Origin of the sequence: Nitrosococcus halophilus Nc 4, from assembly GCF_000024725.1 — a bacterium.
Classification (GTDB): Bacteria; Pseudomonadota; Gammaproteobacteria; order Nitrosococcales; family Nitrosococcaceae; genus Nitrosococcus; species Nitrosococcus halophilus.
The window spans coordinates 3,455,909-3,469,906 of the sequence record NC_013960.1; the positions used below are offsets into that span (position 1 = coordinate 3,455,909).

19 protein-coding genes and 2 pseudogenes are annotated in these 13,998 nt (G+C 53.6%); 11 read left to right on the forward strand and 10 right to left on the reverse strand.

Going from position 1 to position 13,998, the window contains the following annotated elements:
• Window positions 1-6 precede the first annotated feature (6 nt).
• On the forward strand, window positions 7-540 hold the full coding sequence (locus NHAL_RS16270) for a chemotaxis protein CheW (RefSeq protein ID WP_013034237.1): 534 nt from the start codon (window positions 7-9) through the stop codon (window positions 538-540).
• A gap of 21 nt (window positions 541-561) precedes the next feature.
• Here NHAL_RS16270 and NHAL_RS16275 read toward each other — a convergent pair whose 3' ends face one another.
• Both NHAL_RS16275 and NHAL_RS16280 read right to left on the reverse strand, forming a co-directional pair.
• Window positions 562-1,293, reverse strand: a complete 732-nt coding sequence (locus NHAL_RS16275) for a 16S rRNA (uracil(1498)-N(3))-methyltransferase (protein ID WP_013034238.1) — start codon at window positions 1,291-1,293, stop codon at window positions 562-564.
• A gap of 188 nt (window positions 1,294-1,481) precedes the next feature.
• The gene (locus tag NHAL_RS16280; RefSeq protein ID WP_013034239.1) at window positions 1,482-2,831 is read right to left on the reverse strand and encodes an adenosylmethionine--8-amino-7-oxononanoate transaminase; all 1,350 of its coding nucleotides are present in this window, start codon (window positions 2,829-2,831) and stop codon (window positions 1,482-1,484) included.
• A 180-nt stretch (window positions 2,832-3,011) separates the two neighbouring features.
• On the opposite strand from NHAL_RS16280, the gene NHAL_RS16285 reads away from it, so the two are divergent.
• The 4 genes from NHAL_RS16285 to NHAL_RS16300 are packed head-to-tail and all read left to right on the forward strand — an operon-like array spanning window position 3,012 to window position 7,237.
• Window positions 3,012-4,163: an efflux RND transporter periplasmic adaptor subunit gene (locus tag NHAL_RS16285; RefSeq protein ID WP_013034240.1), complete on the forward strand. Its 1,152-nt coding sequence runs from the start codon at window positions 3,012-3,014 to the stop codon at window positions 4,161-4,163.
• Complete coding sequence (locus NHAL_RS16290) at window positions 4,160-4,834, forward strand: ABC transporter ATP-binding protein (protein ID WP_013034241.1); 675 nt, start codon at window positions 4,160-4,162, stop codon at window positions 4,832-4,834. Before NHAL_RS16285 ends, NHAL_RS16290 begins: the two co-directional genes overlap by 4 nt.
• Window positions 4,831-6,036, forward strand: coding sequence for an ABC transporter permease (locus NHAL_RS16295; RefSeq protein ID WP_013034242.1), 1,206 nt, complete (start codon window positions 4,831-4,833; stop codon window positions 6,034-6,036). Before NHAL_RS16290 ends, NHAL_RS16295 begins: the two co-directional genes overlap by 4 nt.
• A gap of 4 nt (window positions 6,037-6,040) precedes the next feature.
• On the forward strand, window positions 6,041-7,237 hold the full coding sequence (locus NHAL_RS16300; RefSeq protein WP_013034243.1) for an ABC transporter permease: 1,197 nt from the start codon (window positions 6,041-6,043) through the stop codon (window positions 7,235-7,237).
• A 314-nt stretch (window positions 7,238-7,551) separates the two neighbouring features.
• Here NHAL_RS16300 and NHAL_RS16305 read toward each other — a convergent pair whose 3' ends face one another.
• Together NHAL_RS16305 and NHAL_RS16310 are read right to left on the reverse strand one after the other, a co-directional pair.
• On the reverse strand, window positions 7,552-7,743 hold the full coding sequence (locus NHAL_RS16305; RefSeq protein WP_041355119.1) for a methane monooxygenase/ammonia monooxygenase subunit C: 192 nt from the start codon (window positions 7,741-7,743) through the stop codon (window positions 7,552-7,554).
• 237 nt (window positions 7,744-7,980) lie between these two features.
• Window positions 7,981-8,370 (reverse strand): GreA/GreB family elongation factor, encoded by a 390-nt coding sequence (locus NHAL_RS16310; RefSeq protein ID WP_013034244.1) that lies wholly within the window; start codon window positions 8,368-8,370, stop codon window positions 7,981-7,983.
• Between the two features lie 383 nt (window positions 8,371-8,753).
• Between NHAL_RS16310 and NHAL_RS16315 the strand changes: the two genes are divergently transcribed.
• Window positions 8,754-9,452, forward strand: coding sequence for an SDR family oxidoreductase (locus NHAL_RS16315; RefSeq protein WP_013034245.1), 699 nt, complete (start codon window positions 8,754-8,756; stop codon window positions 9,450-9,452).
• A gap of 78 nt (window positions 9,453-9,530) precedes the next feature.
• On the opposite strand, the gene NHAL_RS16320 is transcribed toward NHAL_RS16315, so the two are convergent.
• The 4 genes from NHAL_RS16320 to NHAL_RS16335 form a co-directional block, all read right to left on the reverse strand.
• Window positions 9,531-10,013 carry an arsenate reductase ArsC gene (locus tag NHAL_RS16320; RefSeq protein ID WP_013034246.1) on the reverse strand — a complete coding sequence of 161 codons (483 nt, stop codon included), beginning with the start codon at window positions 10,011-10,013 and terminating at the stop codon, window positions 9,531-9,533.
• Entirely contained in the window at window positions 10,013-10,465 is a 453-nt protein-coding gene (locus NHAL_RS16325) for an ArsI/CadI family heavy metal resistance metalloenzyme (protein WP_013034247.1), read from the reverse strand. The genes NHAL_RS16320 and NHAL_RS16325 overlap by 1 nt, the downstream gene beginning before the upstream one ends.
• On the reverse strand, window positions 10,462-10,824 hold the full coding sequence (locus NHAL_RS16330; RefSeq protein WP_013034248.1) for an ArsR/SmtB family transcription factor: 363 nt from the start codon (window positions 10,822-10,824) through the stop codon (window positions 10,462-10,464). Before NHAL_RS16330 ends, NHAL_RS16325 begins: the two co-directional genes overlap by 4 nt.
• Before the next feature lie 351 nt (window positions 10,825-11,175).
• Window positions 11,176-11,400, reverse strand: a complete 225-nt coding sequence (locus NHAL_RS16335) for a type II toxin-antitoxin system RelE/ParE family toxin (RefSeq protein WP_238985375.1) — start codon at window positions 11,398-11,400, stop codon at window positions 11,176-11,178.
• 270 nt (window positions 11,401-11,670) lie between these two features.
• Here NHAL_RS16335 and NHAL_RS16340 point away from each other — a divergent pair, with 270 nt between their 5' ends.
• From NHAL_RS16340 to NHAL_RS16355, 5 genes and pseudogenes are all read left to right on the forward strand, one after another.
• Window positions 11,671-11,979, forward strand: coding sequence for a hypothetical protein (locus NHAL_RS16340; protein WP_013034250.1), 309 nt, complete (start codon window positions 11,671-11,673; stop codon window positions 11,977-11,979).
• A 152-nt stretch (window positions 11,980-12,131) separates the two neighbouring features.
• A complete protein-coding gene (locus tag NHAL_RS22070; protein WP_013034251.1) occupies window positions 12,132-12,353 on the forward strand; it encodes a GDCCVxC domain-containing (seleno)protein in 222 nt (73 codons plus the stop codon).
• A 120-nt stretch (window positions 12,354-12,473) separates the two neighbouring features.
• Complete coding sequence (locus NHAL_RS16350) at window positions 12,474-12,749, forward strand: type II toxin-antitoxin system ParD family antitoxin (protein WP_013034252.1); 276 nt, start codon at window positions 12,474-12,476, stop codon at window positions 12,747-12,749.
• Window positions 12,742-12,810: pseudogene (locus NHAL_RS22560) on the forward strand (hypothetical protein); the annotation flags it as partial. The gene NHAL_RS16350 and the pseudogene NHAL_RS22560, both read left to right, overlap by 8 nt.
• Before the next feature lie 19 nt (window positions 12,811-12,829).
• Window positions 12,830-13,045, forward strand: coding sequence for a type II toxin-antitoxin system RelE/ParE family toxin (locus NHAL_RS16355; protein ID WP_013034253.1), 216 nt, complete (start codon window positions 12,830-12,832; stop codon window positions 13,043-13,045).
• Window positions 13,046-13,077: 32 nt separating this feature from the next.
• Here NHAL_RS16355 and NHAL_RS16360 read toward each other — a convergent pair whose 3' ends face one another.
• Window positions 13,078-13,458 carry a recombinase family protein gene (locus NHAL_RS16360; protein WP_238985376.1) on the reverse strand — a complete coding sequence of 127 codons (381 nt, stop codon included), beginning with the start codon at window positions 13,456-13,458 and terminating at the stop codon, window positions 13,078-13,080.
• Window positions 13,424-13,783 (reverse strand): annotated as a pseudogene (locus NHAL_RS16365) (ATP-binding protein); the annotation flags it as partial. The pseudogene NHAL_RS16365 and the gene NHAL_RS16360, both read right to left, overlap by 35 nt.
• Between the last annotated feature and the right edge of the window lie 215 nt (window positions 13,784-13,998).

A 13,998-nucleotide genomic window follows, 5' to 3' on the forward strand; every position in this document is an offset into this window, starting at 1 on the left:
CTACAAATGACTAAAAGCCAACTGTCCATCTCCAATACAACGGTAAAGTCATGCCCACATGACGACCAGGCCAGCAGTAAGCCACAATCCGGCAATCTAGTCCCCAGTATCCTGATACCCTTGCAGGATCAAACCCTGCTTTTACCGAGGACCGCGATTGCCGAGGTCATCCCCTATAGAGCGCCTGATCCCCTGCAAGGCGCGCCTCAATGGCTGTACGGTACCTTACGCTGGCGGGAACAACTTCTCCTATTAATCAGTTTTGAGGCGCTCCAAAGAAAACCCACGCCGTCACTTTCAAAACAAACTCGTATCGTTGTCTTCAATACTGTCACCAGTCTTTCCAAGCGGAAATTTTATGCCCTTATTATTCAAGGCATCCCCCAGTTGATCCTGGCTCGTGCCGATAACCTTTCAGCTTCTCCCAAGCCCCCCAATAGTCCCTTGCTGTACTGTTGTGCAGAAATCAACCAGTGTCCAGTGGTGATTCCCAACCTAGGCTACTTAGAAGAAACGTTGCAAAGGTGTGTGACAGGATAAGGAGGAACAACACCTACTCCGCTACAAATCTCCCCAGAGCAGTTGCAGGGCGGTCAGCGCCGCTACAGTAGCGGTCTCAGTTCGCAATACCCGGGGTCCAAGAGAAACGTCAATAAAACCGGCCTGTTGTGCCTCCTTGACTTCTACTTCACTCAATCCACCTTCCGGGCCAATCAGCAAAATTAACCGCTTACCCAAAGGCGATGGTAACGTCTTCAAAGGCCGATGACTCCGGGGATCCAATAGCACTGCAAGCCCCGCATGGCAATCGCCAAGAAAAGCCGCCAACGACCGGGGCGTATCCACCCCCGGAGTGTAGTTGCGGCCACATTGTTCACAAGCACTGATCACCACCCCTCGCCAATGGCGCAGCCGTTTTTCCAGGCGCTCCCCGGAGAGATGGACGGCGCTGCGTTCAGTGAATAAGGGAACAATACCGCTCACGCCAAGTTCCACCGCTTTTTGAAGGGCATAATCCATCCGCTCACCCCGGGAAATGCCCTGACCTAGGATAATGTCCAGGGGCGATTCAACATTACGTTCCATCCGCTCCAGAATCCGGGCCTCGGCCGACCGCTTTTCCACCGTCTCCAGCACCGCCCGGTACTCAGTCCCCCGGCCATCAAACAACCATAATTCGGCACCGGCCCTCAGACGCAATACCCGGACCACATGCTGCAAAGCCCGCTCATCTAGGACTACGCTAGAGCCGATTGATAGGGGCAGGGAAGAATAGATACGGGGAACACGCATAACCTAATCTAGATTCGGCTTTCAGCCGCAAATGCACGCGAATAAACGCCCATAAAACAATGCCGATTGCCTAGTGGATGAACGCTTGCCCGTCTCTAAGCCATTAAAATATTTGCGTTCATGGACGTTAATTCGCGGCTAAGTGTTTTATCTTAGGAGCATTATGGGCTTTAGGGTAAGTTCCTGGCTTAATCCCGGGTCGCAAGCCCGATTCCTTCCCATGCAACCTCGGCCAGGTCGGTGATCTGCTCAGGAGTAATCACATAGGGCGGCATAAAGTAGACCACGTTACCCAATGGCCGAAGCAACATCCCTTTCTGCAAGCCATGTTGATAGACCCGCAATCCGCGCCGCTCCTGCCAAGGATAGGGCTCGCGGGAAGCCTTATCCTTCACCATTTCTATGGCCAGAATCATGCCATGCTGTCGCACCTCCGCAACATGGGGATGATCAACAAAGTGGTCTGTGACTTCCTGCATCTTTTTCGCCAATAGCCGGTTATTTTCCAGGACCCGGTCTTCTTTGAAGATATCGAGAGTCGCCAAGGCGGCACTACAACCCACAGGATTGGCGGTAAAACTATGGGAATGGAGAAAAGCCCGCAAGGTAGAATAGTCATCATAAAAGGCCTGATATACCGGTTCAGTAGTGAGCACTACCGCCAAAGGAAGGTAGCCCCCCGTCAAGCCCTTGGACAAACAAAGAAAATCCGGCGTAATCTCCGCCTGCTCGCAGGCAAAGAATGTCCCCGTGCGACCAAAACCCACCGCAATCTCATCGGCAATCAAATGGACACCAAATCGATCGCAGGCTTCTCTTAGTAGAGACAAATAAACCGGATCGTACATCCGCATATTGCCGGCACATTGAACCAGCGGCTCCACAATAACGGCGCAGGTCTCCTCAGCATAGCGCTCTAGCGCCCTTTCCATATGAACAAACTGGCGCCGACAATAATCGGCTTCGCTCTCCCCTTTCTCCCGGGAAAAACAATCCGGGGAGGGCACCGTAATCACATCCATCAAAAGGGGGCAATAGGTCTCTTTATACAAGGCCACATCCCCTACCGCCAAGGCGCCAAGGGTTTCGCCATGGTAACTATTGGTAAGAGAAATAAAGCGGGTTTTGCGGGGCTTTCCAACATTACGCCAGTAATGGAAACTCATCTTAAGCGCCACTTCTATCGCCGAGGAACCATTATCAGCGTAAAAACAACGACTCAATCCCGGCGGAGTAATCTCCACCAATTGCTCGGAGAGGCGAATCACCGCCTCGTGGGAAAACCCGGCCAAAAGCACATGCTCAATTTCATTCAACTGCTTTCCAATCGCCGCGTTGATCCGAGGATTGGCATGGCCAAAGAGGTTCACCCACCAAGAGCTGATAGCATCCAGGTAACGCCGTCCTTCGAAATCCTCCAACCATATCCCCTCCCCCCGGCGAATGGGGATAAGAGGCAACTGCTCATGGTCTTTCATTTGGGTGCAGGGATGCCAAACCACCCCCAGATCCCGCTGGGTCCATTGTTGATTATTCATATTGCTCGTTTATCTCTGTCTCTAGTGCAGCCGAAAATTTTAACAGCTTACCGAGGGAGAGCGTGAATGGGCAGTGGAATGACGAAGAAGTCGCTCAATATTGGAGTCGTGGATCTTTGCTCCCACCTGTAGTCCCCCTTAAGCTAAGCACTTCAGGAACTTAATTAATTACACATAACATTGAGTCGACGTCTGATAGGTTTACTTTTGGTTCTCACCGGGATCAGTTTCCTGGTCTGGTATCTCAACCGGCCAGAGCCAATCCCCGTTGCCTTGTCTACTGTTGAGCGGGGATTAGTGGAGGCGACGGTGGTCAATACCCGTGCGGGGACCATCAAGGCTTGCCGGCGGGCCGGGCTCTCTCCCCCGGCAGGAGGTCAGGTGGATCAGCTTACGGTCAAAGAGGGTGATCAGGTCAAGGCAGGGCAACTCTTGCTAGAATTATGGAATAATGACTTGGAGGCTGAAGTCCAGCTTGCTGAAAAACAGGCCAAAGCCAGTACCGCCCAAGCCGAAGAAGCCTGTGTCCGAGCCCGGGTGGCGGAAAAAGAAGCTCAACGACTGTTGCAACTGCAAAAGCGCTCCCTGATTTCCGAGGAGCTGGTCGATCGGGCCGTAGGCGATGCCCAAGCCCGTCGCGCAGCCTGCCACGCCGCCCAAGCTCGGGCTGAAGTCAGCGAGGCTCAAATGGCCGTCAACCGCGCCGTCTTAGCCCGAACCCTCTTATATGCCCCTTTTGATGGCATCGTTGCCGAAGTCAATGCAGAACTGGGCGCCTTTGTGACTCCTTCCCCTACGGGCGTGCCGACCCTCCCCGCCATTGATCTTATCGACCGCTCCTGTCTCTATGTCAGTGCCCCCATTGACGAAGTCGATGCCCCCACTATCCGCCCCGGAATGCCCACCCGCATTACCCTGGATGCCTTCCGAGACCGAGTCTTTCCAGGGGTGGTGCGGCGAGTGGCCCCCTATGTACTGGATATAGAGAAACAGGCCCGCACGGTGGATGTGGAAGCAGAATTTAGCCGCCCCCAGGATACCGAACGGCTACTTCCCGGCTATAGCGCTGATGTGGAGGTGATTTTAGAGCGCCACGAGGATGTACTCCGGGTCCCCACCCACGCCCTGCGGGTAGGACATCGGGTTTTGCTTTATCAACCGGAGACCGGCCGCTTGGAAGAGCGGCAAATCGAGCCTGGCCTTGCCAACTGGGAATTTACGGAAATCCAATCCGGCCTCAAGGCGGGGGATTCCATTGTCCTATCCATTGATCGAGAAGGCATCGAACCTGGCGCCCTAGTCCGTCCGGAAGAAAAAAATTCTCTCCCATGATTGTCCTTGAGCACCTGAGCCGACGCTTTGAGGTAGGGGGACAGGAGATCAAGGCCCTAGATGAGGTTTCGTTATCCATTGATGGAGGCGATTATGTTTCCGTAATGGGGCCTTCTGGATCGGGAAAATCCACCCTGCTCCATATTATCGGTTTGTTGGATAGGCCCAGCAGTGGACGCTATTTGCTAGAGGGGGAGGATGTCACCACCCTCAACGACAATACCCTATCCCGGCTCCGGCGGGAGAAAATGGGTTTTGTCTTTCAATTTTTCCACTTGGTCCCGCGCTTAACTGCCGCCGAGAATGTGGAACTTCCCCTGATTCTCGCCGGGATACCGCCTAGGGAGCGGCGAGAGCGAGTCCAACATCTTCTTGATGAACTAGGGCTAGGAAAGCGGGCCCAACATCGCCCCAGCGAGCTTTCTGGCGGGCAACGCCAACGGGTCGCTATCGCCCGAGCGACGGTGATGGAACCAGCCGTGATCCTGGCGGATGAACCCACTGGCAACCTGGATCGAACTTCTGGTTATGAAGTACTCGATATCCTGGAGGCCCTCAATGCCAGGGGTATGGGCCTTATCGTGGTGACCCATGACCCAGAGATTGGCAAACGTAGCCGACGCCATATTCACATGGTGGACGGCCGCATAGGCCTAGAAGAATCTTCATGAGCTTCCGGGATGTACTGTGGTTTGCGGCGGCTGCTCTCCGGGGCCATCGTCTGCGCACCGGCCTCATGCTCCTGGCCATGGCCATTGGAGTGGCGAGCGTGGTGGTACTCACGGCCCTGGGAGAGGGCGCACGGAACTATGTGGAAGGGCGTTTTACTAGTTTGGGCACCCATCTACTCATCGTCCTGCCCGGGCGTTCTGAGACCAAAGGAGGACCGCCCCCACTGTTAGGCGAAACCCCCCGGGATCTGACCCTGGATGACGCCCTGGCGCTCCATCGCAGTCCGGCTGTCGACAAAGTGGCGCCCTTGGTCCTGGGCAATGCGCCGGTGGCTTGGAAACAGCGGGATCGGGATGCCCTGGTGCTAGGGTCTACTGCTGATTTGCTACCGGTACGACATCTCACCTTGGCTCAAGGACAATTCCTCCCTGAGACGGATCCACGGCGATCGCCGCCGGTCTGTGTGCTGGGGGCAAAACTCCGCCATGAGCTGTTCGGCCCCAGCCCGGCCCTAGGGGAATGGGTCCGCCTCAGCGAATACCGTTTTCGCGTTATCGGCGTGCTTGCCGAGCAAGGACGCTCTATTGGGGTAGACTTAGACGAAGTGGTGATCATCCCCGTGGCCAGCGCCCAGCGGGTATTCGATGCCCCTTCCCTGTTTCGGATTCTGGTCTCCGCCTCCTCCAGGGAGATGCTCGCCCGTACCAAACAGGATATTCTGGACATCATCCGCAGCCGCCATGAGGGGGAAGACGATATCACCGTCATTACCCAGGATGCCGTACTGGCGACTTTCGATCGGATTCTCCAGGCCCTGACCCTCGTGGTGGCCGGGATCGCGGCCATCAGCCTCATCGTCGCCGGTATTCTCATCATGAATGTGATGCTGGTGGCCGTCACCCAACGGACGACGGAAATTGGCCTACTTAAAGCCCTGGGAGCCTCATCACACACCGTGTTGACCTTGTTTCTGACGGAAGCGGGCCTACTCTCCTTATTCGGCGCTTGCCTAGGCCTGGCTGTGGGTCAAGGTACAAGTTGGCTCTTTCGACAGCTCGTGCCAGAATTTCCCGTACAGGCCCCCCTTTGGGCCATCGCCAGTGCCCTGGGAATCGCCCTCGTCACCAGCATACTATTTGCCCTGTTGCCCGCCCGCCGGGCGGCCCAATTGGACCCGGTCCAGGCATTAAGCCAGCACTAACACCATGAGACCGTTAGACTTTCTGAGCCTGACTACTCGCGCCCTAATTACCCGCCCCCTGCGAAGTGTGCTCACCCTCATGGGAATTGCCGTCGGCATTGCCACCGTGGTGTTGCTCACTTCCATAGGCGAAGGTATCCATCAGTTCGTGGTAGCAGAGTTTACTCAATTTGGAACCCATATTATTGCCATTAATCCCGGCCGCACCACCACCACCGGGATTCCAGGGATCGCCCATACAGTACGGCCACTCACCCTGGCGGATGCCGAAGCCCTGCGTCGGCTGCCGCAGGTACTGAGTGTCACCCCCATAGTGCAAGGCAACGCGGAAGTAGAAGCGAGGGGGAAATCCCGCCGTACCAACATCTATGGGGTAGGCGCCGAATTTCCTGAAGCGCTACAGTTTGAGGTGGCTTTGGGACGCTTCCTGCCCTCAGATGAAGCCCAAGCAGCCCGCGCCTTTGCCGTCCTAGGCAGCCGCCTACGGCAGGAATTGTTCGGGGATACCAATCCCCTAGGACAACGGATCCGGGTGGGCGGAGACCGATACCGGGTGCTAGGAGTCATGGAGTCCAAGGGGCAAGTGCTCGGCTTTGATATCGATGACGCCGTTTATCTACCGGCGGCCAAGGCGCTGGAGCTGTTCAATCGGGAAAGCCTGATGGAAGTGGATGTCCGCTATGCCGAAGACGCCGTTGAAGAGCAGATAGTGAAAAGTATCCACAATCTTCTCCTGGCTCGCCATGGCTTGGAGGATTTTACCATCACTACCCAACAACAGATGCTGGATATTTTGGGTTCGGTATTGGACATGCTCACTTGGGCGGTCGGGGCCCTGGGAGGAATCTCACTGCTAGTCGGCGGAATCGGTATTGTCACGATCATGACCATTGCCGTCAGCGAACGCACCCATGAAATCGGGCTGCTACGGGCCTTGGGCGCTGAACGTCGGCAGATCCTGGCTTTATTCTTGGGTGAGGCCTTGGTACTGGCTATTGTGGGGGGACTCGCCGGGCTCTTGTTTGGAATCGGAATGATTCAGCTGCTTGCATTCTTGCTACCGGCGCTGCCGACCCATACCGCCTGGAACTATGTGGGGCTAGCGGAACTTCTTGCTGCCGGAATCGGCCTAGCCGCCGGCGTATTTCCCGCCCGCCGGGCAGCCCATCTGGACCCCCTTGAATGTTTGCGGGCAGAATAGGGGCTGCAAAAATACTGGATGATATTGCCGCCTATGATCAAGCCGTTGTCGCTGTCGAAGAAGAAATCCCCCGCGGTGTGGTAAAAGGGTAGAAAACCTGACTAAAATTTGACAAACCTACTGTAAGCTTACTCATCAGTAACCCGTTGAGAAAACCGGGTTGAACCAATCTTTACTTGCCATGCTTGAAAAAAATAGCGGAAAGGGATGACTTGAGAAAGCCGGTCGCTACCCCCGGCTATCGGCGGATAGCGACCGTCTTATTTAGAATTTAGGCTTCAGATCCTAACTAAACAGCTAAATTTGAAATAAGGCTAGCTGCAGCTATACGCCTTACTTTGCTGCAGTTGCTGGCCAATTAGTTCGCGCATACGGTTTTGGATTTGCAAGAAAACTCCAAAAATCGCCAGAATAAACCAAGCAAAGAAGACAAAGCCCCACTGCAACGGCGCCACAAACAACTCTTCCATGAACCAGAAGGTGTGACCCCATTCATTCAACCCCATTGGACTACAACTCTACTGTTTGCAAACATCATCACAACCCCGATTCGATTGATCAAATGCGATTTATGGAATGGATCCGCCTGCCTTTCCCGCTGCTAGGCTGATCCTCGCCTCTGGCCCCTTTGCGCTAAAGCGATTTTGAAGAGGGCCTCAGCTTCCGCGGTAGAAGTATGGTCATGCAATTTTAATCACCTCCTCCAATTTCTTTTTATGAAGCAGCTATTCTTTTCCTCGGCATTAGCTTGCTTTGGCTAGGTGGCTATAGGGGGGTTGGAATAAAATCCGTTCCACACGGAGAGAACGCACCTCGCCCGAAGGGAATACCCAATCGGTTGCCTGGCCGACCGAGAGGCCGAGGAGAGCGGATCCAATAGGGGCCAAGACCGAAATTTTCCCCGTGTCGCTATTGGCCTCTTTGGGGTATACCAGCTCCACTTCCCGACGTATTCCTGTTTTCCCATCAAGGTAGATAACACGGGAGTGCATGGTAACAATATTGCTTGAAATATGTCCCACTGGAACGACAATAGCATAGTCAATCTTATGCGCAAGCATGGTCTCTAGCGGGAGCTTTCGAATCCGGTGAGCATCGAGATCAGTAAGTATAAAATTTTCTTTATTAAGCATTTTTCCTCCATTACAGCATAGGTATAGCCGCTGTTACGGATAGATGCTAGCAATACAGCCCCCGGGAGATAAGTACTTATAGAGCAACAATATTGTTGCCTATTAATCTACAATTGATTTCGCTATAGCGGGCAAGTACTTATGGAGTCAAAGGGAATGTTGCCCTAGGATTGTCCTATAAGTATCTCAGCAAAAATCTTGGGGAAAATGGGATTGGTTTGGCATCCCCTTGAACCCGATACCTCTTCCTTTCGCCGGCGTGGGGAACAATCTGGATGATGCCATCCACGATTCCCCTTGAGATATTCTTCGGAAAGAAGGTACGTTACACTAAACTCCATTTGAGGGTTGTACGTTAAATTTTGATCTGGGAGGCACTCTATATGCCAAGTTTACTGATTACCGGCGCTAACCGAGGGATTGGGCTAGAATTCGCCAAACAATACGCCAAAGCGGGTTGGCGCGTACTCGCTTGCTGCCGCCACCCCGATAAAGCGGAAGCACTAGAACAGCTAGCATCCCAGCATGAGGGCTTGTTAAATCTGCACGCCCTGGATGTGGCTAACTTTGATCAAATTGACAGCCTAGCCGCTGATCTTGCCGATGAAAAAATCGACTTGTTAGTGAATAACGCAGCTATCTACCCCGATACTGACCAACGCGGTTTCGGCAGCACTGATTACCAGGCATGGATGCACGCCTTTTGCGTAAACAGCATGGCCCCCTTGAAAATGGCAGAAGCCTTCGTCAATCAAATTGCATCCAGCCAGCAAAAAAAGATTGTTTGTATCACCAGCAAGATGGGCAGCATCGCCGATAATACCCGTGGTGGCTGCTATCTTTACCGATCCAGCAAAGCCGCCCTGAACATGGTGGTAAAAAGCCTTTCCGTTGATTTGGCACCCCAGGGCATCATTGCAGCGTCGTTGCATCCAGGCTGGGTAAAAACCGATATGGGGGGTCCTCATGCATTGATTACGACGCAAGAAAGCGTGGCGGGCATGCGCCAAGTGATTGAGCAACTTACCCCCGCCCAGAGTGGAAAATTTTACGCTTATGATGGTCAAGAAATTCCTTGGTAAGGGCTCAGAACACTGGAGCTGGGCAGTGGCTTCATGCAGGCGCTGCCGTTTCTTTTCATAGCCGCTTCTCGTCATCCTTCATAATCGGCCTATTTCTTGAAGCGCTTGCCGCAATGCTTCCCGGTCCATCTCCTCAACAGGCAAATCAACCAGGGCCTGCACGCGGGTTTCCAGCTGATTGCAAATGCGAGTAAATTCTGCCTGGGTTTCCTCTTCCGAGCCTTGGAATTTGGCGGGATCGGACACCCCCCAATGGGCTTTTAAGGGCTCACCCGGAAAAGCCGGGCACGATTCACCCGCCGCCGCATCGCAGACGGTGATGACGATATCCATCGGCTGATGGGTAAATTCATCCCATGGCTTGCTACGATAACCTGCCACCCCTATCCCCTTTGCTTGCAGCGTCGCCAGACTCACAGGATGCACTTCCCCTGTGGGAAAGCTCCCGGCGCTATAGGATCGAAAGCGTTGGCCGCCGTAATGGGAAAACAAGGCTTCGGCCATAATGCTACGGCAGGAATTCCCTGTGCAAAGAAACAGCACGGAGACGGGGGTAACCATTAACAGCACCCGCTGTTAACAGGGGTTTCGATGCTCGCCATTTCAGGGGCGCAACAGGCAGTGGCGTTGAGTCCTGCCTCATTGAAAAACGCGGCTTCCGCCATGGTTTGGTACGCTTCCCAAGCAATACCGCTAGGGTCTTTCACCCAGGTTTTGTCTGATTTGGCATAGCAGCAAGTGGTTTCGCCTTCGGCAAAGGTGTGCAGATCAGCCTTTTTAAGACGCTCACGCACTTCTTCCAGTTCGCCCCCTTCCTCTACCTGAATGCCCAGGTGGTCGATACCTGCTTTTGCGCCACGGGCAGAAATAGCAAAGTTAACCTTGGGATCGTCCAGCATCCATTTGGCGTAGTCACGCTTTTGCTTTGCAGGTTCACACCCAAACAAAGCCGAATAGAAACGTATGGATTGGGACAGATCGTCAACCGAGACATGGATATGTAGCCGTTTCATCCACAACACTCCTTTTCTGTAAAAAATTCGATGATTTCTTTTGCGCCCTGGGCATCCACACGGCAGGAAACCGAATCCGCCTGGCAGCAGTTCTCCACCATGAAGCGGATAAGATCGCGGGTGAACTGAAAATTAGCCGAGTAAATCACACTGCGGCCTTCTTTGCGTGATTGGATAACTCCGGCATTGCTCAGATGCGAAAGATGGAAGGACAGCGTATTATGCGGCACCTCAAGCCGCTCACTCATTAATCCGGCAGGCAACCCTTTCGGCCCGGCTTCTACGAGCATCTTAAATGCCTTGAGCCGCGTTTCCTGTGCTAATGCAGCCAATGCTTTAATGGCGGTATTTGTATCCATATGTCCAGAATAATAGAAATATATTATTTATGCAAGACAGTCTTTTTCCATGGGGAGAATAAAGTTTGTGCCGAGGAGCGTCGCGAAGAGATTTAAGAAGGTTTGGACAATGACCTAGCTACGTCGGAACATACAGGATGTTCTGACAAATGACTTTAAAGCGGCCGGCTCAACTAAGTACCTATGAATAAAATATGAGGTGTTTTAGGAGCGAGCCGGTGGTGTTCCGCAAACCCGTTTTTCCTCCCTGAAAAAAGGGTTTGTGGGGACTTCCCTGTCCCCTGGCTCCACACCACCGGCTCGCTCCAGGAATACTTCAAAACTTTCACTGGGATACTTATAGACTGAACCCTAGAAAAGCTGATCCAGCCGCCGCGCCCCGTGAATGACGCGAACCAGTTCAATGCCGTGGGCGATCTCACAGTACAGGAGCTGGTAACTACCTACCGGCAGGTAACGAAGCTCAGGCGCAATATCGGGGCGGGCCGCGCCTAAGCGGGGATGCTCGGCAAGCAGGCGGCAGAAGAAAGCTGGAGCTATTTGCCCGCCGGAAAAACTGGGGGGTGCAAGGCGCAAGGGCGGAGCCCTTCGCAATCAAATGTTTGAAGTTATCGAATACTCCTGGGTTAATAAGTCGTTATTAACCTGACTCTAGAAATAAGACCAAAAAGCAATGTCATATTTATATTACTTTTAATAATTAATAGCTTAACATTGTTTATTAACCCCAAAGTGAAAAATTGGCACATTAGATGCCTAAAGCGTGGTGAGAGTGGGAACAAAGCTCGCCCCCTCAAAGATAAATGCTGAAACAGGTAACGTGTAGCTGGTTGAGGAGAACGAAAAATGGCTACTATTGTGATTCATGACCTTGAACGGGAGTATGAACTAGACAAGCAGGCACTGAAAAGAATAGCGGGTGGCTCTTTGGGTGGTTATAACTGGCAGGGTAATTTTTATGCTCCCCTGATGGGTAGCATGCAATTCTCCCCTCAAGCACTCGCCTATGGCCAAGCGATGGGAAATTATTGGGGTTCCCGGCTCAGTGCCGCTCAGCATTATGGGAGTAGCAGCCTTGATTTTCTCGGTACCCTTCAGGATATTGTTTCATGGGCAAGCAGCCCGATTGTAGTCAATGGGCAGCGGATTTATTAGTAATACCCATTCGCGAAAATATGTGGATCAGGATGAATTTGTGCCACAGCTTGTGGCACAAATTCCTTGAGGGCATAGTGCTTTTGGTGACGAGAAGACGGACATACGTATCGATCTCATCGGCTCTGTAATTCCAGCCAGAGGAAAAGCCAATGATTGAACTCCGCTCGACTCTGACCTGTCCACATTGCGGCCATCGGGAAACCGAAACCATGCCGACCGACGCCTGCCAGTTTTTCTACGACTGCAAGAACTGCGGGGCAGTGCTGCGGCCCAAGCCAGGAGATTGCTGCGTGTTCTGTACGTATGGGGATATCCCTTGCCCGCCCATCCAGCAAGCGCGTGCCAGCGGCAATCCCTGTTGTTCCGGGTAGTGTCTTCCGCAAAAGCATGCGTCCGGGGTAAATTTTTTCCGCTCATCGGTCTATGACATAATAACAGTAATTGACATTTGCTGTTATTCTTCCATAGTGGAAGCAAAGGAGGTCACGGCCATGAACGTATCGCTCACCCCCGAACTGGAAGCCTTCGTCAAAGACCGGGTGCAAAGCGGCCGCTACTATTCGGCCAGCGAGGTCATCCGCGAAGGTCTGCGCCTGCTGGAAGAGCAGGAAAAACTGCGCCAGTGGCGGCTGGAAGAGTTGCGCAAGGAGATTCAAAAAGGGCTGGACAGCGGCCCGGCTGAGCCGATGGACATGGAAGAGATCATTACCGAGGCACGCCGGGAGCTGGCCGGGCAACAAGGAAAGCTGACGGATCAGGATGCCTAGGATCGTCAGACGGCCCCAGGCCCGAAAAGACCTGAAAGCCATCTGGCGTTATATCGCCAGGGACAATCCGGGGGCCGCCGATGCGATGCTGCACCGTATTGACCGGGTTATTCACCAAGCTGGCCGATTTTCCCCGGATAGGGCTAAGCTGCGAGGAGCTGGCCCCCGGCCTGCTCAGCTTTCCGGTAGGCCATTACCTGGTTTTCTACCTGGAGACTTCCGACGGCATCGAGGTGGTGCGCGTCCTGCACGGGGCGCGGGACATCCCCGCCATTCTGGAAGAGCCCGCCCGGTAAGCGTAAACGGATAAACCCGCATGATTCGCAAATCACTTGCCCGTCTCTTGAGCTTCCCGGACATAGCTGTAGAGGGTGGGCTTTGAAATCCCCATCACCTCGCAAATTTTAGCGACTGGCAGTTTCTTCTCCTCATACAGAGAGACCGCCACCGCCCGCTTGTCGGGGCTCAGGGATTTGCGCCGCCCGCCCAAGCGGCCCCGCGCCGCCACCAAACCCGACTGGGTACGCTTCTGAATGAGATTACGCTCGAACTCGGCCAAGGCTCCGAACAGGTGGAAAGTGAGCCTGCCGGTGGGCGTGGTGGTATCGATAGCCTCATACAGGCTTTGCAGCCCCACTGTCAACACCGATTGAAAAATGACCCACCCCGTTTTATTAACCGTCTCTGGTTTTGGAAGCCGGAAACACACTGGCCTGACGTTTCTCCCTCAGTCGACAGCTTTCTCCCTGGATTGGCACCACATGGGAGTGATGCAACAGGCGGTCGAGAAGCGCAGCGGTCAGCATGGTATCTCCTGCGAAGGCTTGATCCCACTGTCCGAAGGACAGGTTAGAGGTGAGGATGATCGAGCCTTTTTCATGGCGCTTCGCCACCACCTGGAAGAAGTGGTGAGCTTGCTCGCGAGACAGAGGCAGGTAGCCAATCTCATCAATGATTAACAGCCGGTGGTGACTAACGCTGCGGCGCATCACCTCCTGATAGCGCCCCTGGCGATGGGCGGTTTCCAGTTGCAGGTTCGGATTCTGATCCAGGGTGGATACCCGCGCATAGCCGATTTTCATGACTGGTATCTCATATGGTAAAGAAACCCGATAAACACGCTTGCAATATGACTTAGATTATTTTACTCAGTAACTTGCCTCTTCCCGCGGCGAAAAATAAGAAAAAAGCGGGGAGGGGCAGAAAGTAAAATAAACCCTCGTTTTCTTTACCAGGGATTTTATGCCTG

Coding starts and splice junctions, on each gene's coding strand:
- NHAL_RS16270 (WP_013034237.1), top strand. CDS start 7: ATGACTAAAAGCCAACTGTCCATCTCCAATACAACGGTAAAGTCATGC.
- NHAL_RS16275 (WP_013034238.1), bottom strand. CDS start 1,293: ATGCGTGTTCCCCGTATCTATTCTTCCCTGCCCCTATCAATCGGCTCT.
- NHAL_RS16280 (WP_013034239.1), bottom strand. CDS start 2,831: ATGAATAATCAACAATGGACCCAGCGGGATCTGGGGGTGGTTTGGCAT.
- NHAL_RS16290 (WP_013034241.1), top strand. CDS start 4,160: ATGATTGTCCTTGAGCACCTGAGCCGACGCTTTGAGGTAGGGGGACAG.
- NHAL_RS16295 (WP_013034242.1), top strand. CDS start 4,831: ATGAGCTTCCGGGATGTACTGTGGTTTGCGGCGGCTGCTCTCCGGGGC.
- NHAL_RS16300 (WP_013034243.1), top strand. CDS start 6,041: ATGAGACCGTTAGACTTTCTGAGCCTGACTACTCGCGCCCTAATTACC.
- NHAL_RS16305 (WP_041355119.1), bottom strand. CDS start 7,743: ATGGGGTTGAATGAATGGGGTCACACCTTCTGGTTCATGGAAGAGTTG.
- NHAL_RS16310 (WP_013034244.1), bottom strand. CDS start 8,370: ATGCTTAATAAAGAAAATTTTATACTTACTGATCTCGATGCTCACCGG.
- NHAL_RS16315 (WP_013034245.1), top strand. CDS start 8,754: ATGCCAAGTTTACTGATTACCGGCGCTAACCGAGGGATTGGGCTAGAA.
- NHAL_RS16320 (WP_013034246.1), bottom strand. CDS start 10,013: ATGGTTACCCCCGTCTCCGTGCTGTTTCTTTGCACAGGGAATTCCTGC.
- NHAL_RS16325 (WP_013034247.1), bottom strand. CDS start 10,465: ATGAAACGGCTACATATCCATGTCTCGGTTGACGATCTGTCCCAATCC.
- NHAL_RS16330 (WP_013034248.1), bottom strand. CDS start 10,824: ATGGATACAAATACCGCCATTAAAGCATTGGCTGCATTAGCACAGGAA.
- NHAL_RS16340 (WP_013034250.1), top strand. CDS start 11,671: ATGGCTACTATTGTGATTCATGACCTTGAACGGGAGTATGAACTAGAC.
- NHAL_RS22070 (WP_013034251.1), top strand. CDS start 12,132: ATGATTGAACTCCGCTCGACTCTGACCTGTCCACATTGCGGCCATCGG.
- NHAL_RS16350 (WP_013034252.1), top strand. CDS start 12,474: ATGAACGTATCGCTCACCCCCGAACTGGAAGCCTTCGTCAAAGACCGG.
- NHAL_RS16355 (WP_013034253.1), top strand. CDS start 12,830: ATGCGATGCTGCACCGTATTGACCGGGTTATTCACCAAGCTGGCCGAT.